The sequence below is a fragment of the Cellulomonas algicola genome (assembly GCF_003851725.1).
GTDB lineage: Bacteria > Actinomycetota > Actinomycetes > Actinomycetales > Cellulomonadaceae > Cellulomonas > Cellulomonas algicola.
Map to the genome: position 1 here is coordinate 1 of NZ_BHYL01000063.1, position 19684 is coordinate 19684.

The 19684-nt window shown below is 72.5% G+C and carries 13 protein-coding genes and 1 rRNA gene; 10 read left to right on the forward strand and 4 right to left on the reverse strand.

From position 1 onward, the window contains the following. Positions 1-50 precede the first annotated feature (50 nt). The 3 genes from CTKZ_RS05025 to CTKZ_RS22585 all read left to right on the forward strand — a co-directional run bounded on the left by CTKZ_RS05025 (position 51) and on the right by CTKZ_RS22585 (position 5382). Positions 51-2189 (forward strand): alpha-1,4-glucan--maltose-1-phosphate maltosyltransferase, encoded by a 2139-nt coding sequence (locus CTKZ_RS05025; protein ID WP_200829642.1) that lies wholly within the window; start codon positions 51-53, stop codon positions 2187-2189. 62 nt (positions 2190-2251) lie between these two features. Next, positions 2252-4033 (forward strand): maltose alpha-D-glucosyltransferase, encoded by a 1782-nt coding sequence (treS, locus tag CTKZ_RS05030; protein WP_235843347.1) that lies wholly within the window; start codon positions 2252-2254, stop codon positions 4031-4033. Next, positions 4030-5382, forward strand: a complete 1353-nt coding sequence (locus CTKZ_RS22585) for a maltokinase N-terminal cap-like domain-containing protein (RefSeq protein WP_124341925.1) — start codon at positions 4030-4032, stop codon at positions 5380-5382. Before treS ends, CTKZ_RS22585 begins: the two co-directional genes overlap by 4 nt. Positions 5383-5422: 40 nt before the next feature. Here CTKZ_RS22585 and CTKZ_RS05040 read toward each other — a convergent pair whose 3' ends face one another. Further along, on the reverse strand, positions 5423-6661 hold the full coding sequence (locus CTKZ_RS05040; RefSeq protein ID WP_124341926.1) for an ROK family transcriptional regulator: 1239 nt from the start codon (positions 6659-6661) through the stop codon (positions 5423-5425). A gap of 207 nt (positions 6662-6868) precedes the next feature. On the opposite strand from CTKZ_RS05040, the gene CTKZ_RS05045 reads away from it, so the two are divergent. The 4 genes from CTKZ_RS05045 to CTKZ_RS05060 all read left to right on the forward strand — a co-directional run bounded on the left by CTKZ_RS05045 (position 6869) and on the right by CTKZ_RS05060 (position 10698). After that, entirely contained in the window at positions 6869-8194 is a 1326-nt protein-coding gene (locus CTKZ_RS05045) for an ABC transporter substrate-binding protein (protein WP_124341927.1), read from the forward strand. Positions 8195-8205: 11 nt separating this feature from the next. Beyond that, positions 8206-9180: a carbohydrate ABC transporter permease gene (locus tag CTKZ_RS05050; RefSeq protein WP_124341928.1), complete on the forward strand. Its 975-nt coding sequence runs from the start codon at positions 8206-8208 to the stop codon at positions 9178-9180. Beyond that, positions 9177-10001: a carbohydrate ABC transporter permease gene (locus CTKZ_RS05055; protein WP_162351286.1), complete on the forward strand. Its 825-nt coding sequence runs from the start codon at positions 9177-9179 to the stop codon at positions 9999-10001. Before CTKZ_RS05050 ends, CTKZ_RS05055 begins: the two co-directional genes overlap by 4 nt. A gap of 373 nt (positions 10002-10374) precedes the next feature. Then, complete coding sequence (locus CTKZ_RS05060; RefSeq protein WP_124341929.1) at positions 10375-10698, forward strand: hypothetical protein; 324 nt, start codon at positions 10375-10377, stop codon at positions 10696-10698. Positions 10699-10727: 29 nt separating this feature from the next. Here the strand turns inward: CTKZ_RS05060 and CTKZ_RS05065 are convergent, their stop codons facing one another. Continuing rightward, a complete protein-coding gene (locus CTKZ_RS05065; RefSeq protein ID WP_124341930.1) occupies positions 10728-12911 on the reverse strand; it encodes an alpha-galactosidase in 2184 nt (727 codons plus the stop codon). 157 nt (positions 12912-13068) lie between these two features. Here CTKZ_RS05065 and CTKZ_RS05070 point away from each other — a divergent pair, with 157 nt between their 5' ends. The 3 genes from CTKZ_RS05070 to glgB all read left to right on the forward strand — a co-directional run bounded on the left by CTKZ_RS05070 (position 13069) and on the right by glgB (position 18745). Continuing rightward, complete coding sequence (locus tag CTKZ_RS05070; protein ID WP_124341931.1) at positions 13069-15600, forward strand: glycoside hydrolase family 2 protein; 2532 nt, start codon at positions 13069-13071, stop codon at positions 15598-15600. A gap of 31 nt (positions 15601-15631) precedes the next feature. Beyond that, on the forward strand, positions 15632-16483 hold the full coding sequence (locus CTKZ_RS05075) for a LacI family DNA-binding transcriptional regulator (protein WP_235843346.1): 852 nt from the start codon (positions 15632-15634) through the stop codon (positions 16481-16483). Positions 16484-16552: 69 nt separating this feature from the next. Further along, positions 16553-18745: a 1,4-alpha-glucan branching protein GlgB gene (glgB, locus tag CTKZ_RS05080; RefSeq protein WP_124341933.1), complete on the forward strand. Its 2193-nt coding sequence runs from the start codon at positions 16553-16555 to the stop codon at positions 18743-18745. Positions 18746-18833: 88 nt separating this feature from the next. Here glgB and CTKZ_RS05085 read toward each other — a convergent pair whose 3' ends face one another. Both CTKZ_RS05085 and rrf read right to left on the reverse strand, forming a co-directional pair. Continuing rightward, positions 18834-19271: an HIT family protein gene (locus CTKZ_RS05085; protein ID WP_225916889.1), complete on the reverse strand. Its 438-nt coding sequence runs from the start codon at positions 19269-19271 to the stop codon at positions 18834-18836. A 306-nt stretch (positions 19272-19577) separates the two neighbouring features. Then, a 5S ribosomal RNA gene (gene rrf, locus CTKZ_RS05090) occupies positions 19578-19684 on the reverse strand; the annotation flags it as partial.

Sequence of the window (19684 nt, forward strand, 5' to 3'; positions counted from 1 at the left end):
CCGCGACCGAGCCCACGCACCCGGCCACCACCGCGCAGGTCGGACCCGCGGTGCCGGTCGCCGGCACCACCGCCGGCACCCCGACCCCCGCGGCACCGAGCACGACGACGACACCTGCCGCCGCGACGCCCACCGGCACGCCCGGCGCGGCCGCCGCCGGCGGCACGCCCACGACGGAGCCGTGGGTCGCCCCCGAGGGCCCGATCGGCCGCATCCCGGTCGTCGACGTCTCCCCGGTCGCCGAGGAGGGCCGCTTCCCGGCGAAGGCGACCGTGGGCGAGGCCGTGCCGATCCGCGCGACAGTGTTCCGCGAGGGCCACGACGCGGTCGCCGCGACGGCGATCCTCATCGACCCCGACGGCGCCGAGCACGCACGCGCGCCGATGGTCGACATCGCGCCCGGGCTCGACCGCTTCGAGGCGCGCCTCGTCCCGGACCGCACGGGTGAGTGGTCGTTCCGCGTCGAGGGCTGGTCCGACCCGTTCGCGACGTGGGCGCACGACGCGACCATCAAGGTCGCGGCGGGCATCGACGTCGAGCTCATGCTGACCGAGGGCGCGCGCCTGCTGGAGCGTGCCGCGGCACGCCCGTCGACGGAGCTGCCCGAGGAGGCGGCGCGGGTGCTGCGCGACGCGGTCGCGGGGCTGCACGACACGACCCGGACGCCGGCCGACCGGCTCGCGGCGGGCCTGTCGCACGCCGTGCGCGGCACGCTCGCGGCGCACCCGTTCCGTGAGCTCGTCACGTCGTCGCGCGCCTACCCGCTGCGCGTCGAGCGCCCGCTCGCGCTCGCGGGGGCGTGGTACGAGATCTTCCCGCGCTCGCACGGCGCGACGCAGGACCCGGAGACGGGCGAGTGGCGCTCGGGCACGCTGCGGACGGCGGCGCAGGACCTGCCGCGCATCGCGGGCATGGGCTTCGACGTCGTGTACCTGACCCCGATCCACCCCATCGGCACGACGTACCGCAAGGGCCGCAACAACTCGCTCGACGCGCAGCCGGGCGACCCGGGCTCGCCGTACGCGATCGGCTCGCCGGACGGCGGCCACGACGCGATCGAGCCGAGCCTCGGCACCTTCGACGACTTCGACGCGTTCGTCGCGAGCGCGCGCGAGCTGGGCCTGGAGGTCGCGCTCGACGTCGCGCTGCAGTGCTCGCCGGACCACCCGTGGGTCACGGACCACCCGGAGTGGTTCACGACGCGCGCCGACGGGTCGATCGCGTACGCGGAGAACCCGCCGAAGAAGTACCAGGACATCTACCCGCTGAACTTCGACAACGACCCCGCGGGCATCTACCGCGAGGTCCGCCGGGTGCTGCAGGTGTGGATCGACCACGGCGTGACGCTGTTCCGCGTCGACAACCCGCACACCAAGCCGCTCGACTTCTGGGCGTGGCTCCTCGCCGACGTGCGCAAGGACCACCCCGAGGTGATCTTCCTGTCGGAGGCGTTCACGCGTCCGGCGATGATGCAGACGCTCGCGAAGATCGGGTTCCACCAGTCGTACACGTACTTCACGTGGCGGAACACCAAGGAGGAGCTCGAGACGTACCTCGCGGAGGTCTCGGGCGAGCAGGGCGCGTGGATGCGGCCGAGCTTCTGGCCGACGACGCACGACATCCTCCCGCCGTACCTGCAGGCGACGGGCGGCCGCGGCTTCGCGGTGCGCGCGGTGCTCGCGGCGACGGGCTCGCCGACGTGGGGGATCTACTCAGGCTACGAGCTCGTCGAGGACGTGCCGCGTCCAGGCGTGGACGAGCAGATCGACAACGAGAAGTACGAGCTCAAGCCGCGCGACTGGGCCGCGGCGGACGAGCTCGGCATCGCGCTGCTGCTCGGCAACCTCAACGCGGTCCGCCGCGCGCACCCGGCGCTGCAGCAGCTGCGCAACCTCGTCGTGCACCCGTCGACGGACGACGCGCTCGTCGCGTACTCGCGCCACCTCGACGCCGCGCACTCCCCGACGGGCCGCGCGGACACCGTCGTGACGATCGTCAACCTCGACACGTGGAACGCGCGCGAGGGCGTCGTGCAGCTGGACCTCGCGGCCCTCGGCCTGCCGGTGGACCGCCCGCTGCGCGCGCGCGACCTCCTGACCGGCGAGACGTGGGAGTGGGGCGCCGCACCCTGGGTGCGCCTCGACCCCGCCGTGCGGCCCGCGCACGTGATCCACCTGGAGGAGGCGTGACGACGCTGCCGCCGGTCCCCGACGTGCGCCTGCGCGAGCCCGCGCCCAACACGGGGCAGATCATGCTCACCGCGCTGCCGCCGAAGCGGCAGCCGACCGTCCCGGCGGCGTCCGAGGCGCTCCCGGGCCTGTCGGACGACCCGGACTGGTACCGGACGGCGGTCTTCTACGAGGTCATGCTGCGCTGCTTCTCGGACGCGACGGGCCAGGGCAGCGGCGACCTGCGCGGCCTCATCGACCGCCTGGACTACCTGCAGTGGCTCGGTATCGACTGCCTGTGGCTGCCGCCGTTCTACCCGTCGCCGCTGCGTGACGGCGGGTACGACGTGGCGGACTACACGGCGATCGCCGCGCAGTACGGCACGGTCGCGGACTTCCAGGAGCTGATCTCCGAGGCGCACGCGCGCGGGATGCGCCTGGTCATCGACCTGGTGATGAACCACACGAGCGACCAGCACCCGTGGTTCCAGGCGTCGCGCTCGGACCCCGAGGGCCCGTACGGCGACTTCTACGTGTGGAGCGACGACAACACGCGCTACCAGGACGCGCGCATCATCTTCGTCGACACCGAGACGTCGAACTGGACCTTCGACCCGGTGCGCCGGCAGTACTTCTGGCACCGGTTCTTCAGCCACCAGCCGGACCTCAACTTCGAGAACCCGCGCGTCGTCGAGGCGATGATGGACGTCGCCCGGTTCTGGCTGCGGATCGGCGTCGACGGGTTCCGCCTGGACGCGGTGCCGTACCTGTTCGAGGCCGAGGGCACGAACTGCGAGAACCTCCCCGAGACGCACGCGTTCCTGCGCGACGTGCGGCGCATGATCGACGAGGAGTTCCCCGGCCGGATCATGCTGGCCGAGGCGAACCAGTGGCCCGAGGACGTCGTGCACTACTTCGGCACCGAGGACGAGCCGGAGTGCCACATGTGCTTCCACTTCCCCGTGATGCCGCGCATCTACTACTCGCTGCGCGACCAGCGGGCGACGCCGATCGTCGACATCCTCGCGGACACCCCGCCCATCCCGAAGGGCGCGCAGTGGTCGACGTTCCTGCGCAACCACGACGAGCTCACGCTCGAGATGGTGTCGACCGAGGAGCGCGCGTCGATGTACGGCTGGTACGCGCCCGACTCGCGCATGCGCGCCAACGTCGGCATCCGCCGCCGGCTCGCTCCCCTGCTGGACAACTCCCGCAAGGAGATCGAGCTCGCGCACGCGCTCCTGCTGTCGCTGCCCGGCAGCCCGTGCCTGTACTACGGCGACGAGATCGGCATGGGCGACAACATCTGGCTGCCGGACCGCGACGCGGTGCGCACACCGATGCAGTGGACGCCCGACCGCAACGCGGGCTTCTCGACGGCCGACCCCGGCAAGCTCTACCTGCCGCTGGTGCAGTCGCTCGTGCACCACTACAGCCACACGAACGTCGAGGCGCAGCTCGCGCAGCCGACGTCGCTGCTGCACTGGGTGCGCGGCATGCTCGCGGTCCGCCGCCGCTACCCGGCGCTCGGCAAGGGCGACTTCACGGTCGTGCCGTCGGACAACGAGTCGGTCCTGACGTTCCTGCGCGAGACCGAGGACCAGACGATCCTCGTCGTCGCGAACATGGCGTCGACCGCCCGGTCCGCGACGGTGACCATGCCCGACCGCGTGGGCTGGACCATGCGCGACGTGTTCGGCGGCGCGGCCTTCCCGGCCGTGCGCGACGACGGCACCGCGCTGTTCACGCTCGGCTCGCGCGACTTCTACTGGCTCGAGCTCGACCCGCCGTCCGACGTCCCCGGCGCTCCCGGCGACGCGGGCGTGGGAGCGGGCGGCCGGCACGGCCGTGCGGGGGCACGATGACGCTCATCGTCACCCCGCCCGACGACCTCGACGTCGCGCTGCTCGACGCGGTCCGCGACTGGCTGCCCGGGCGTCGGTGGTTCCCCGCGAAGGGCACGCAGGCGGAGCTCGCGCTGGTCGGCGGTCTGGCGCTCGCGGACGACGTGCGCGTCCTCCTCGTCCGTGCCAAGGCGGGGTCGATCGACGCGGTCCTCCAGGTCCCGCTCGTCCTCGCGCCCGCGACCGGCGAGCACGACGGCGGACACGCGGGGGCGACGACCTCACCGACGGACGTCGTCGGCCACGTCGGCGGCCGCGCGGTCGTCGACGGAGCCGCCCACCCCGCGTTCGTCGCCGCGTGGCTGGCCGCCGCCGACGGCCCGGGGGCCCCGGTCGACCCGTCGACCGCCCGCGCGGTCTCGGGCGAGCAGTCGAACACCTCCGTCATCCTGCGCGCGGCTCCCGACGCCCCTGCGCCGGCGGCGATCCTCAAGGTCCTGCGCGCGGTGGCCGCGGGCGAGAACCCCGACGTGGACGTGCCGCGCCACCTGGTCGACGTCGGCTCGGCCGACGTGCCGGCACCGCTCGCGTGGCTCCAGGCGCGCTGGCCGGGCGCGTCGGGCGAGCCGGTCGAGGGCTACCTCGGTGCGATGAGCGCGTTCGTGCCGCAGGCGCAGGACGGGTTCGAGCTCGCGTGCGACGTCGCGCGGCGCGGCGAGCCGTTCGGCGACCTGGCGCGCGAGCTCGGGGCGGTCGTGGCGGGCGTGCACGCGGACCTGGTCCGCGCGTTCGGCACGGACGCCGCGACCGCCCCGCAGGACGGCCCGGAGCAGGTCGCGGCCGCGGTCGCCAACCGCTTCGCGTGGGCCGTGTCCGCGGTCCCGCAGCTCACGCGCTTCGCGCCGGGGGTCGAGGCCGTGGTCGCGCAGGTCCGTGCGCTGGACGTCGCCCCGCCACGGCAGCGCGTGCACGGCGACCTCCACCTGGGCCAGGTCCTGAGGTCGGGGTCCCGCTGGTTCGTCACCGACTTCGAGGGTGAGCCGCTGGCCCCGCTCGCCGCACGCACGCGGCCGGACCTCGCGCTGCGCGACGTCGCGGGCATGCTGCGGTCGCTCGACTACGCGGCCGCGGTCGCCGGGCTGACCGGTGACGCGGCGCAGTCGTGGACGGACGCCGCGCGTGCGGCGCTGCTCGACGGGTACGCGGGTGCGGCGGTCGCGCAGCCGGTCGACGGCGACGCGGACGGTCGCGCGGTGCTCCTGCGCGCGCTCGAGCTCGACAAGACGCTCTACGAGGCCGTCTACGAGTCGCGCAACCGTCCGACGTGGCTGCCGATCCCGCTCGCGGGCCTGGAGCGCCTGGCCGGCTGAGCGAGGCGCACCGCTCGTCCGGGCGGTCCGGCGCATGCCGTCAGGCGCCCGTGGGCACCTCGAGCGACCGGTCGACGGTCATCCGCATCCCCGCCTGCCGCGGCGTGAGCTCGCTCTGCAGCACGAGCGCGGCGGCCCCGACGGCGGCGGCCTCGGGGGCGTTCGACGAGATGGCGACGCGCACGGTGTGGTTCCCGCGCGCGAAGAACGACTGCGCGAGCCGGGTCTCGACCTCGGGCACGTAGAGCGACCCGGCCATGGCGAACGCGGGGCCGGTGAGGACGACGAGCTCGAGGTCGAGCACGTTCGCGAGGGTCTGCGCGGCGACGCCGAGGTAGCGCGCGGACCGCTCGATGACCCGCAGCGGCTCCTCCTCCCCGCGGCTGGCGGCGCGGGCGAGCGTCGCGAAGTCCTCGGCGACGGTGCGCCCGGCGAGCTCGATGCCTGCGGCGCGCGCGGCGGCGACGACGGCGGCCGGGCCCGCGAGGGCCTCGACGCAGCCGCGGCTCCCGCACCAGCACTCGGGTCCGTCGAGGTCGACGCAGATGTGCCCGACCTCCCCCGCGTTGGAGCTGGCCCCGCGGAAGACCGTGCCGTCGACGATGATCCCGGCACCGATGCCCGTGCCCATGTAGAGCGCGGCGAAGGCGGACCCGGCGATGCCGCCGGACCAGTACTCCCCGATCGCGGCGGCGGTCGCGTCGTTGTCGAGCAGCACGGGCAGCCCGACGGCGTCCTCGAGCGCGGCCGCGAGCGGGAACTCGGTCCAGGCCTGCATGACGGGCGGCGTGAGGGTCATGCCGGTCGACGCGGTGATGGGCCCGGGCGAGACGACGCCAAGGCCGAGCACGCGCTCGGGGTCGACGCCGACGCGCGCGACGGTCGCGCGGATCTCGGCGGCGATGCGGGCGACGACCTCGCGCGGGTCGTCGGACCCGGCTCCGGGCCGCCGCCACCGCGCGACGATCGCACCGCCGAGGTTGGCGATGACGTAGGTGATGCCCGCGTGGTCGAGGTGCACGCCGACGGCGAAGCGCGCGTACGGGTCGAGCTCGAGCAGCATGCGCGGCTTGCCGCCCGTGGACTCGGCGCGCCCGACCTCGACGACGAGCCCGTCGTCGATGAGCCGGCGCACGACGGTCGAGATCGTGGCGGCGGTGAACCCGGTGGCGCGCGTGAGCTCGACGCGGCTGATGGTCCCGGCCGCGCGGATGAGGTCCAGGATCGCGGCGCGACTGCTCGCGTGCGCGGCGCCCAGGCCTGACTGGAGGCTGCTCACGGCACCGCCCTCTCTCGCGTCTCCCCTGCGCGCTCACCATAACGATCCGGGCACGAGGAGCCCCTGCGGCGACACGCACGTTGACTAACTTTGTTCACTTGCCTAAGAATGCCACGCGGAGCAGGGTTCGCGAATGACCCCGACGGTGACGAAGCCCCTCCACACCGGCCGGCACGCGGAGGTGCCGGCCCGACGAGAGGATCAAGGATGTTCCCTCAGAAGCGACGCACCCGCGTCCTGGCGGTCGCGGCCGCCACCACGGTCCTCGCCCTCACGGCTGCGTGCTCGGGCGGCGGGGGCGGCGACGAGGAGGCCAACGACGACGGCACCCCCTCGGGCGCGATCACGGTCCTGACCTGGCGCACGGACCTCGTCGAGGACGGCACCTTCGACGACTACGTCGAGAAGTTCAAGGCCGCGTACCCCGAGGTCACCGACGTCAAGGTCGAGGGCATCACCGACTACGAGGGCGAGGTGAAGACGCGCATGAGCACCGACAACTACGGTGACGTGCTCGCCATCCCCGGCTCGGTGACCCCCGACCAGTACGCCGACTTCTTCGAGCCCCTGGGCGACCAGGAGGAGATGGCGAAGGAGTACCAGTGGATCAACGACAAGTCCTTCGAGGGCAAGTCGTACGGCATCCCGGTCGTCGGCAACGTCCAGGGCTACGTCTACAACAAGCGCGTGTGGGAGGAGGCCGGCGTCACGGAGTTCCCCGACACGCCTGAGGCCTTCCTCGACGCGCTGCAGAAGATCAAGGACAACGGCGTCGAGATCGCGCCGCTGTACACCAACTACAAGGACGGCTGGCCGCTGTCGCAGTGGGACGGCTGGCTGGGCGCCGTCACGGCGGACCCCGACTGGAAGAACAAGATCGTCGAGTCCGACACCCCGTGGACCCCGGAGAGCGACTACGGCGTCGTCGACGGCCTCATCTACCAGGCGGTCGCGGACGGCCTGACCGAGGCCGACCCGACCACGACGAACTGGGAGGAGTCGAAGCGTCTGCTCGGCACCGGCCAGGTCGCGACGATGGTGCTCGGCTCGTGGGCGATCCCGCAGATGCAGGCGGCCGCCGAGGCGGCGGGCGAGGACCCGGCGGACATCGCCTACGCCCCGACGCCCGTCAAGGTCGACGGCAAGTTCCACTCGGTCGCCGGCGGTGACTACAACCTCGGCATCAACGTGCACTCGAAGAACAAGGCGACCGCGCGCGCGTGGATCGACTGGTTCAACCACGAGTCGGGCTTCTCGGAGTCGCAGGCGGGTCTCTCGCCGATCATCGACGGCCCCGTCCCGGCAGCCCTCGAGGGCTTCGTCTCCGAGGTCGAGCTCATCACGCTGAACCCCGCCCCCGAGGGCAAGGAGGCGCTGTTCGGCGACATCGACAAGGCGTCCGGCATCGTCACCACGGACCCCAAGTTCCGTCAGCAGACCATCGACGACGCCCGCTCGGGCGCTCGCACCATCGAGCAGATCTTCGACGACCTCAACGCCAAGTGGGCCGAGGGTCGGGCGTCGGTCGCCTGAGAGGTCCTGCCATGACGACCGCTCCCTCGGGCCTGACCGGCCCGGTGACGGCGGCCGCGCAGCAGTCCGACGCGGTCCGCACCCCCCGGAAGCCCCGGGGCGGTGCGGGCCGCGGCACCGCGTGGTACCGCCGGCTCACGCCGTACTACTTCCTGCTGGTCCCCGTCGGGCTCCTGCTTCTCCTCACGTACGTCCCCGTCCTCAACATGTTCTGGTACTCGGTGACGGACTGGGACGGCCTCGACAAGACGAAGAACTTCGTCGGCCTCGAGAACTTCGTCGACGTGTTCACCGAGCCCGCGAACGTACGGGTGTTCATCGTCTCGCTGTACTACTTCGTCGGGTCGTTCGTGCAGATGGCGCTCGCCCTCTACTTCGCGACGATCCTGTCGTTCAAGGTGCGGTTCAAGAACCTCTGGAAGGGCATCCTGTTCTTCCCGTACCTCATCAACGGCGTCGCGATCGGCCTGATCTTCCTCAACTTCCTCAAGCCCGGCGGCGGCCTCGACACCGTGCTCATGGCCGCCGGCCTGGAGAGCCTGATCCAGCAGTGGACGGGCGACCCCGACGTCGCCAACTACTCGCTCGCGGCGGTGTCCGTCTGGCGGTACATGGGTCTGAACTTCGTGATGTTCCTCGGCGCGATCCAGTCGATCAACTCGGAGATCTACGAGGCCGCGGAGATCGACGGCGCGAGCCGCTGGCAGCAGTTCTGGCACATCATCCTGCCGTCGATCCGGCCCATCGTCGGGCTGTCGTTCATCCTCGCGATCTCGGGCGCGCTGTCCGTCTTCGAGATCCCCTACGTCATGACGGGCGGTGCGAACGGCACGGAGACGTTCGTCATCCGCACGATCTGGACCGGCTTCGAGCGCAGCATGGTCGGCCTGGCGTCGGCCATGGCCGTGGTGCTCCTGCTGATCGTGCTGGTCATCACGTGGATCCAGCGCAAGGTCGTCCCCGACGAGGAGGTGGATCTCACGTGATCCGCGCCGTGACCGGCACCGCCAAGTACGTCTCGCTCGTCGTGGCGTCGATCGCGATGCTCCTGCCGCTGGGGCTCATCGTGTTCGGGTCGTTCAAGACCGACCAGGAGTTCCTGTCGACGGGTCCGATGACCCCGCCGGCCGACTGGTTCAACGTCGACAACTACGTCACCGCGTTCACGCGTGGCAACATGCTCGGCGCGTTCGGGAACACCGTCTTCATCTTCGCGGTGGCGATCGTCGGCACGATCCTCATCGGCGCTGCGACGGCCTACGCGCTCGACCGTTTCCGGTTCACGGGCCGGTCGTCGGTGCTGAAGCTGTTCCTGCTCGCGACGCTCGTCCCGGGTGTCACGACGCAGGTCGCGACGTTCCAGATCATCAACGGCCTGGGCCTCTACGACTCGCAGTTCGCGCTGATCCTGCTCTTCATGGGCACGGACATCATCTCGATCTACATCTTCCTGCAGTTCGTCCGCGCCATCCCCCGCTCGCTCGACGAGGCCGCGATGATCGAGGGCGCCGGGCATCTGCGGATCTTCTTCCAGATCATCCTGCCCAACCTCAAGCCGGCGATCGCGACCGTCGTCATCATCAAGGGCATCGGCATCTACAACGAGTTCTTCCTGCCGTTCCTCTACCTGCCGACCAAGTCGCTGCGCCCGATCTCGACGACCCTGTTCGACTTCAAGGGGCCGTTCGGCGCGCAGTGGGAGGTCATCTCCGCGGGCGTCGTCATCACGATCATCCCGATCCTCGTGCTGTTCCTGTTCCTGCAGCGCTGGATCTACAACGGCTTCACCTCGGGCGCCACGAAGTAGCGCCCCGACGACGACGCGGGACCCGGCCGGCTCGACGGTCGGGTCCCGCGGCGCTCCAGTCCGGTGCCGCACGTGCCGACACCACCTGCATGGACGTCGGCACCCTCACCGTCGTGACCGTCGGCGCGGTGGCCATGACGGTGCGCGCCGTCGTCCGTCTCGCCCGCGGGCGCGCGTCGTTCCCCGCGCTCGGCGTGACCGCGCTGGTGCTGTGGATCGCGATCACCTGCGTCGCGGGCTTCCACGAGGTCCGCCACCACCACGCGCAGGCCGTCGCGACGGACGCCACCCGTGCCGCGTCCGGCGTCGCGGACGCCCAGGTCGTGTGCCGCCGCGTCGGTGCCGACTGGCTGGACCTCTCCGCACGCTCGGCATGGTCCGCTACGACGACCCGCACACGTCGTTGCTCCGGGCGGAGACGTGCGCCCAGCTCGGCGGGTGGCTGTGGAGCTTCAAGCACGCGCCGTCGCTCGCGCAGGTGGTCGCGGTCCACGTCGTGTCGCACGAGGCGCAGCACGTGGCGGGCGAGTTCGACGAGGGGATCGCGGAGTGCCGCGCGGTCCGGCTCGACGCCGTGGTGGCGCAGCGGATGGGCGCCACGCCTTCGCAGGCGAACGCGCTCGTCGAGCGGTACGTCACCGAGGTCTACCCACACCAGCGCCCGGAGTACCTGCGCGACTGCTCGACGGTGCCCTGACCCGGCGCGATCGCCCGTCCCCGCGCGCCTCAGGCCCGTGTCGCGCGCACGAGCACGAGGTGCTCCGGGAACAGCACGGGCGCCTGCAGCCCGACCTCCGCCAGCACGCGACCCGTGAGCCGCACGCCGTCGGGTGTCCACCACGGCAGCGACAGCCAGTGGCTCCCGAGGCCCTCGACGACGTCCCCGGGCGGCTGCGGCCGCACGTGGTACGTCGCGTCGGGGTCCAGCCCGGGGAACGTGAGCCGCCCCGTGGGCAGCGCGTCGGAGGTCGCGGTCGCGACGACGGCGAACAGCGCGTCGGAGCCGTCGGGCGCCACGACGCCGTGCACGTGGTGCGACGGGTCGGCGACGTCCGCGTGCACGCTCGTGCCGGTGTGCAGCAGCCCACGCAGGTCCTTGTAGGCGGCGACCCACGCCGCGAGCTCGGCCCGCTGTGCGTCGTCGGCCTCGCGCAGGTCCCACTCGATCCCGAGGTGCCCGAACAGCGCCGTGCCCGCGCGGAACGACAGGGCGTGCCGCCGCCCGGTGCTGTGCGCGGTGCCGGACCCGACGTGCGCGCCGATCAGCTCGAGCGGGACCAGCAGGTTCGTCCAGCGCTGGATCTGCTGCCGCTCGAGCGCGTCGATGCAGTCGCTCCCCCAGATCCGGTCGGTGCGCTCCAGGATCTCCAGGTCGACGCGCCCGCCGCCCGACGAGCAGGACTCGATCTCCACGCCGGGGTGCCGCGCGCGCAGCTCGTCGAGCAGGCGGTAGACGGCGAGTGTCTGCCCGTGCACGCCCGCGACGCCGGCGTGGCCCGCGTCGACGAGGTCGCGGTTGTGGTCCCACTTGAGGTATCCGATCGCGTACTCGGTGAGCAGCGCGTCGAGCCGTTCGAGGATGTGGGCGTACGCCTCGGGGTGCGCCAGGTCGAGCACCTGCTGGTGCCGGGCCGGGCGCGGGAGGCGCGACGGGACGCGCAGGATCCAGTCCGGGTGCGCCCGGGCCAGGTCCGAGTCGGGGTTGACCATCTCCGGCTCGACCCACAGCCCGAACTGCAGGCCCAGCCCGGTCACGTGGTCGACGAGCGGGTGCAGCCCGTCCGGCCAGACGTCGGCGGAGACGTACCAGTCCCCCAGCCCGCGCGTGTCGTCGCGCCGCGACCCGAACCACCCGTCGTCGAGGACGTACCGCTCCGCGCCGATCGCGGCGGCCGCGTCGGCGAGCTCGGTGAGCCGGCCGAGGTCGTGCTGGAAGTAGACGGCCTCCCACGTGTTGAGCGTGACGGGCCGGGGCGAGCGCGGGTGCTGCGGGCGCGCCCGCAGCCAGCGGTGGAACCGGCCCGCGAGCGCGTCGAGCCCGACGCCCCAGGACCCGTAGACCCACGGGCTCGTGTACGACTCCCCGGGGGCGAGCCGCACCTCCCCCGGGCTCAGCAGCTCCCCTCCGCCGAGCAGGCCCGGGTGGTAGTGGCTGCGCTCGGCGAGCGTGCGGTGGTTGCCGGACCACGCGGTGTGCACGCCCCAGACCTGCCCGCTGCGGTGCCCGAACGACGGCGTCCCGGCGACGAGCACGAGCGCGGTGTCGTACCCGGTCCGTCCGCGGCGGTTGTCGCGCAGACGCGTGCCGTGCGTGAACGCGGTTCGCTGGGGGCTGCGCTCACGCGCCCAACGTCCGGTGAAGTCGAGCAGCTCGGTCGCGGCGGCGGGCACGGGCAGCGTGAGCAGCAGCCCGTCGACCGCGTACGCGTCGTCGGCGGTGTTGGTCAGCGTGCCGCGCTGCCGCACGAGCCCGTGCGCGGTGAGCTCGAGGACGAGCTCGAGCGCGAGCCCGGCCGCGTCGTCCGCTGCCTGCACGACGAGGCGCTGCGTCCCGTCGCCCGTGCGGTCCACGCGGTGCCCGGTGACGGTGAACGCCGTCGAGAAGTCCCGCCCGTCGCGCGACCCCGTGAGCCCGGGTGTGCCGAGGTGCCCGGCCGACTGCTCGGGCAGGACCGCGGCAGCCACCTCGCCGTCGACCGGGAAGCCGATGGGCAGGGGGCGCGACGCGAACCGCAGGTCGGCGAGCACGGACGCGTCGAGGTCGCCGAGGTCCGCGCCCCAGTGCAGCACGCGCGGGAGCGTGCCGTCGGCGAGGTCGACGACGACGCTCACGCCGTCCGCGCGCAGGTGGAGGAGGTCGGTGGTCGGGCGGGTGACCGGGACGTCGGCGTCCCGCTGCTCGGTGCTCACCCGACCAGTCTGGCATGTGATTGACTTACTTTATTCAGTTGTCTAACAATGGTCGCGGGTACCAGGCCGCCCCCTCGACCTCCGCTCGGAGGTCGCCGGGCCGCTCGCGACGACGCGGGTGGGCACGCCGGGCCCGCGGACCCAGGAGCGCGCGTCGATGATCACCCAGGACCTCCCCGACGGCTGGACGCTGACCGCCGTCGCCGGCCCCGTCCCCGCCGAGCTCGTCGGCGTGCGCGTCCGGGCGCGCGTGCCGGGCACGAGCCACACCGCGCTGCTCGACGAGGGCCTGATCCCCGACCCGTACCTCGACCGCAACGAGGACGTGCTCGCCTGGATGCGACGCACCGACTGGGCGTACGAGCGCCAGCTCGACCTCGACCCCGCCGCCGACGACGAGCGCGTCGACCTGGTCTTCGACGGCATCGACACGGTCGCCACCCTGACGCTCGACGGCCACGAGCTCGGCCGGACCGCCAACCAGCACCGCTCCTACCGCTTCGACGTACGCGGCCTGCTGCGCCCCGACACGCAGCGCCTGCGCGTGCTCCTGCACTCCGCGATCGTGCACGCCGAGTCGGAGGCCGAGCGCCTCGGGGCCCGCCCGCTCGCGTACCCGCAGCCGTTCAACATGGTCCGCAAGATGGCCTGCTCGTTCGGCTGGGACTGGGGACCGGACCTGCAGACGGCCGGGCTGTGGAAGCCCGTGCGCGTCGAGCGCTGGCGCACCGCGCGCCTCGCGCAGGTCCGCCCGCTGGTGACCGTCGACGCCGACGGCACCGGACGCGTCCGGGTGCACGCGGACCTCGAGCGCTCCGGCCTGCCCGGCGGCGACCTCCCCGTCACGGTCCGCGCGCGCGTGCTGGGCGCCGACGTCACGGTCGTCGTGCCACGGGACCGGACCGAGGCGGTCGTCGAGCTCGAGGTCCCCCACGCACCCCTGTGGTGGCCCGTCGGCCACGGCTCGCAGCCGCTGCCCGAGCTCACCGTCACGCTCGGCACCGCGTCCGCCGACGAGCCGCTCGACACGTGGACGCGCCGCATCGGCTTCCGCACGGTCGAGGTCGACACCGCCCCCGACGACGACGGCACGCCCTTCACGTTCCGCGTCAACGGCCGCCCGATCTTCGTCAAGGGCGCCAACTGGATCCCCGACGACCACCTGCTCACCCGGATCACCCGCGAGCGCCTGACCCGCCGGTTCGACCAGGCCGTCGAGGCGAACCTCAACCTGCTGCGCGTGTGGGGCGGGGGCATCTACGAGTCCGACGACTTCTACGAGCTCGCCGACGAGCGCGGCCTGCTCGTGTGGCAGGACTTCCTGCTCGCGTGCGCCGCGTATCCCGAGGAGCAGCCCATCTGGGACGAGCTCGAGGCCGAGGCCCGCGAGAACGTCGCGCGCCTCACCCCGCACCCGTCGCTCGTGCTCTGGAACGGCGGCAACGAGAACCTGTGGGGCTTCATGGACTGGGGCTGGCAGGAGGACCTGCAGGGCCGCACCTGGGGGCTGCGCATCGCGACCGAGCTGCTCAAGGGCGTCGTCGCCGAGCTCGACCCGACGCGCCCCTACGCCGACGGCTCGCCGTACTCGCCGGGCTTCGCGCTCGACGAGGTCCACCCCAACCACCCCGACCACGGCACCCACCACGAGTGGGAGGTCTGGAACCGCGTCGACTACACGGTCTACCGCGACGACGTCCCGCGCTTCTGCTCGGAGTTCGGCTTCCAGGGCCCGCCCACGTGGACCACGCTGACGCGCGCGGTCCGCACCGACGACGGCGGTCCGCTCACCAAGGACGACCCGACGTTCCTCCTGCACCAGAAGGCCGACGACGGCAACGGCAAGCTCGACCGCGGCCTCGCGCCCCACCTCGGCGTGCCCGACGACTTCGCCGACTGGCACTGGGCGACCCAGCTCAACCAGGCGCGCGCGGTCGCGTTCGCGATCGAGCACTACCGCTCGTGGTGGCCGCGCACGGCCGGCGCGATCGTCTGGCAGCTCAACGACTGCTGGCCCGTGACCTCCTGGGCGGCCGTCGACGGCGACGAGCGCCCCAAGCCCTTGTGGCACGCGCTCCGGCGCGCCTACGCCCCGCGCCTCCTGACGGTCCAGCCGCGCGACGACCGGGACATGCTCGCGGTGGTCAACGACACGGCCGGCATCTGGCAGGGCGTCGTCCACCTCTCGCGGCGCCGGCTCGACGGCACGACGCTCGCCGAGGTCGAGCTCGCGCTCGCCGTCGGTGCCTGGTCGGTGGGCCTGTTCGGCCTGCCGTCCGAGGTCGCGACCCCCGACGACCCCACCGGCGAGGTCCTCGTCGCGCGGCTCGGCGACGTGCAGACCGTCCACACCTGGGTCGAGGACGTCGACCTCGCGCTCGACCCCTCGCCCCTCACCGCGACCGTGACGCCCGTGCAGGACGGCTACCGCGTCGACGTCACCGCCCGGTCCCTCGCGCGCTCGGTCACGCTGCACGTCGACCGGTTCGACCCCGACGCGGTCGTCGACACCGCGCTCGTCGACGTCCCGGGCGGCGAGACCGCGTCCTTCCACGTCCGCACCACCGTCCGCGCCGACCCCGAGGCACTGACCCGTCCCCCCGTCCTGCGCACGGCCAACGACGTCGTCGTCCCCCGTGCCCCGCAGACGGCGGCCGGCGCCGCGCGTGACCTCGAGTCGTCCCGCTGACCTGCGCACGCCCGCCAGTACGCTGGCGGGCGTGACGCACGGCATGGATGCGGTCGGACTGGTCCTCGCCCGGCCTGCCCGGATGCTCGGCCTCGAGCCCTTCTTCATGGAGCTCATCGCCGGGATCGAGGAGTCGCTCGCGGTCGAGGGGCGCTCGTTGCTGCTGCACGTCGTCCCCGACCACGACGCAGAGATCGCCGCCTACCGGCGCTGGGGCGAGGGCAGGCTGGTCGACGCGGTCGTCGTCGTCAACCTCGCGCTCGAGGACCACCGGCTCGCAGTGCTGGGCGAGCTCGGCATCCCGACGGTCGTCGTCGGCGGACCGACGCCCGACCTGCCGTTCGCCAACGTGTGGATCGACAACGGCCAGGCGATGCGCGACGCCGTCGGCCACCTCGTCGGCCTCGGCCACCTGCGCCTCGCGCGCGTGTCGGGCCCCCGCACGCTCGCGCACACCCAGGCCCGGACCGAGGCGTTCGTCGCCGAGTGCGCACGCCTGGGCGCCCAGGGCAGCGTCGTCGAGGGCGACTACGGCGAGGAGTCCGCGACCCGCGCGACGCGTGCGCTGCTCGGCCGCGGCTCGCCGCCGTCCGCGATCATCTTCGACAACGACGTCATGGCCATCGCCGGCCTGCGCGTCGCCGCCGAGATGGGCGTGCCCGTCCCCGAGCGCCTCTCGCTGCTCGCCTGGGACGACTCGGCACTCTGCCGCCTCGCGAGCCCCGCCCTGTCCGCGATGAGCCTCGACGTGCACGCCATGGGCGTCCAGGTCGCCGACTGCGTGCTGAACCTCCTCGCGGACGGTCCCGTCACCTCGTACACCGCGCCGCAGCCCCGGCTCGTGACGCGCGGCACCACCGCACCGCCCGCCCGGACGCCCTGACACCCCTTCGTGACCTGCGCCGCAAGGCGTCCACCTGCGCAGACGCGTCACGGGTGGTTGGGTAGGAGGATGAGCACGGCGCCCGCCCCGGTCCCTGTCGACTCCGGCACGCTGAGCGCGGTGGCGCACGGCAGCTACTACGACCCGCACGGGGTGCTGGGCCCGCACGTCGGCGACGGCGGCGTCACGATCCGCTCGCTGCGCCCGCTCGCCGACAAGGTCGTCGTCATCACGGCGGACACCCGCGTGCCCGCGCAGCACGAGCAGGACGGCATCTGGGTCGCGGTCCTCCCCGGCACCGACGTGCCCGACTACCGCATCGAGGTGACGTACGGCGACGACGTGCACCTGGCCGACGACCCGTACCGCTTCCTGCCCACGGTCCAGGAGCTCGACCGCCACCTCATCCGCGAGGGCCGCCACGAGCAGCTGTGGACCGTCCTCGGCGCCCGCGTCCGCACCTACCCCGGCGTCCTGGGCGAGGTCCAGGGCACGTCGTTCGCCGTGTGGGCGCCCAACGCGCAGGCCGTGCGCGTCGTCGGTGACTTCAACTACTGGCAGGGCGCGACGCACGCGATGCGCTCGCTCGGCGACAGCGGCGTCTGGGAGATCTTCGCGCCGGGCGTCGGCGCCGGCTCGCGCTACAAGTTCGAGATCCTCGGCCGCGACGGCTCCTGGCGGCAGAAGGCCGACCCCATGGCCCGCGGCACCGAGGTCCCGCCCGCCACGGCGTCGGTCGTCGTCGAGACGAGCCACGCGTGGTCCGACGACGAGTGGATGACCGCCCGCACCCAGCGCGACCCGCACACCGGCCCGCTCAGCATCTACGAGGTGCACCTCGGCTCGTGGCGCCAGGGCCTGTCCTACCGCGAGCTCGCGCACCAGCTCACCGAGTACGTCCTCGACCTCGGCTTCACGCACGTCGAGTTCCTGCCCGTCTCCGAGCACCCGTTCGGCGGCTCGTGGGGCTACCAGGTCTCGTCGTACTTCGCGCCGACGTCCCGGTTCGGCCACCCCGACGACTTCAAGTTCCTCGTCGACACCCTCCACCGCGCCGGCATCGGCGTCATCATCGACTGGGTCCCCGCGCACTTCCCGAAGGACGAGTGGGCCCTCGCGCAGTTCGACGGCACGCCGCTCTACGAGCACCCCGACCCGCTGCTCGGCGAGCACCCCGACTGGGGCACCTACGTCTTCAACTTCGGCCGGTCCGAGGTCCGCAACTTCCTCGTCGCGAACGCCGTCTACTGGCTCGAGGAGTTCCACGTCGACGGCCTGCGCGTCGACGCCGTCGCCTCGATGCTCTACCTCGACTACTCACGCCGCCCGGGCCAGTGGCGCCCGAACAAGTACGGCGGCCGCGAGAACCTCGACGCGATCTCGTTCATGCAGGAGGCCAACGCGACCGCCTACAAGCGCGCGCCCGGCATCCTCATGATCGCCGAGGAGTCCACCGCCTGGCCCGGCGTGACCGCCCCCACTGACGGCAACGGCCTCGGGTACGGCCTGAAGTGGAACATGGGCTGGATGAACGACACGCTCCGCTACGCCTCGGAGCAGCCCATCCACAAGCGGTACCACCACCACGAGGTCACGTTCTCGATGGTGTACGCCTACTCCGAGCGCTTCGTGCTGCCCATCTCGCACGACGAGGTCGTCCACGGCAAGGGCTCCCTCTACGAGCGCATGCCCGGCGACCACTGGCAGAAGCTCGCCGGTGTCCGCGGACTCCTCGCCTACCAGTGGACCCACCCGGGCAAGCAGCTGCTCTTCATGGGCAGCGAGTTCGCGCAGCAGACCGAGTGGGCCGAGTCGCGCTCCCTCGACTGGCACGCCCTCGACGACTCCCTGCACGCCGGAGTCCGCGACAGCATCCGCGACCTCAACCGCGTCTACCGCGACAACCCGGCTCTCTGGGAGCTGGACCACTCCCCCGAGGGCTTCGAGTGGATCGACTCGAACGACGCCGACCGCAACACGCTCGCGTACCTCCGCAAGGCCGTCGACGGCCCGCCCGCCGCGGTCGTGATCAACTTCGCCGGGGTCCCCCACGAGGACTACCGCCTGGCCCTGCCGTCCGGCGGCCGCTGGCGTGAGGCCTTCAACTCCGACTCGGAGAGCTACGGCGGCTCGGGCGTCGGCAACCTCGGCGCCGTGGACGCCGAACCCGTCCCGCACTACGGCCGCCCCTACTCAGCCTCCGTGCGCATCCCGCCGTTCGGCGCGGTCATCTTCGTCGCCGAGGACACCACCCCCGCCTGACTCCGCGCCGCACTGCACTGCACCCCAGCGCGGGGAGCACGCCGTACACGCGACGACGCTGCCCATCCACCTCGGACCCGAGGCGTCTTCACGCGGTCGACGTCCGCAGTCCGGCGCGCACGCGCGCAGCGGCCTCGTCGAGCTCGAGACGCGGCCGCACGCGCCAGTCGGCCGAGATCCGGAACCCGTCCCCCGGCGTCCGCGGGAAGACATGCAGGTGGAGGTGGAAGACCTCCTGGAACGCAGCCTCCCCGTCCGCGAGGAACAGGTTCACGCCGTCGCACGGCAGGTCAGACGCACGCAGCGCCGCCGCCACCCGCTGGCCCGCTCGGAACACAGCAGCCCCGAGGCCCTCGTCGACGTCGGCCAGGTAGGGCCGGTGCTCCTTCGGGACGACCAGGACGTGCCCGGTGGTCACCGGCTGCAGGTCCATGAACGCGAGGACGTCGTCGTCCTCGTACACCGGGCTGGACTCGAGCTCACCGGCCACGATCAGGCAGAACACGCAGTCGTCGTCCCTCACCATGCGCCCACCCTGCCCGACCGGCCGTCGACGGGGCACGACATATCAAGCCCGACACGCCGCCGCGTCACGCCCAGCCCGACCCGCCAGCCCCGCCCGACCCGCCCGCCGGCGCCGACGACCACCATGGGAGAAAGGCGCCAGGAGCCGGATGGCGAAGCACAGGAGCGCGCCGAAACACTGAGCGCCGTCCCGGCGTCGCACCCGGTTCCGGCCCCGCACCAGGACAACCGCCGATATCTCCGGGAACAGAAGTCTCCAGAAACAGAAAGAGCCACCCCATTGCTGGGGTGGCTCCTTCTGAATGGTGTCCGGCGGCGTCCTACTCTCCCACACCCTGGCGAGTGCAGTACCATCGGCGCTGAAGGGCTTAGCTTCCGGGTTCGGAATGGGACCGGGCGTTTCCCCTTCGCTAT

Bases quoted from the DNA above. Each gene is read 5' to 3' on its own strand.
- treS (WP_235843347.1), top strand. From the start codon at position 2,252: ATGCTCACCGCGCTGCCGCCGAAGCGGCAGCCGACCGTCCCGGCGGCG.
- CTKZ_RS22585 (WP_124341925.1), top strand. From the start codon at position 4,030: ATGACGCTCATCGTCACCCCGCCCGACGACCTCGACGTCGCGCTGCTC.
- CTKZ_RS05045 (WP_124341927.1), top strand. From the start codon at position 6,869: ATGTTCCCTCAGAAGCGACGCACCCGCGTCCTGGCGGTCGCGGCCGCC.
- CTKZ_RS05050 (WP_124341928.1), top strand. From the start codon at position 8,206: ATGACGACCGCTCCCTCGGGCCTGACCGGCCCGGTGACGGCGGCCGCG.
- CTKZ_RS05060 (WP_124341929.1), top strand. From the start codon at position 10,375: ATGGTCCGCTACGACGACCCGCACACGTCGTTGCTCCGGGCGGAGACG.
- CTKZ_RS05070 (WP_124341931.1), top strand. From the start codon at position 13,069: ATGATCACCCAGGACCTCCCCGACGGCTGGACGCTGACCGCCGTCGCC.
- glgB (WP_124341933.1), top strand. From the start codon at position 16,553: ATGAGCACGGCGCCCGCCCCGGTCCCTGTCGACTCCGGCACGCTGAGC.
- CTKZ_RS05085 (WP_225916889.1), bottom strand. From the start codon at position 19,271: ATGGTGAGGGACGACGACTGCGTGTTCTGCCTGATCGTGGCCGGTGAG.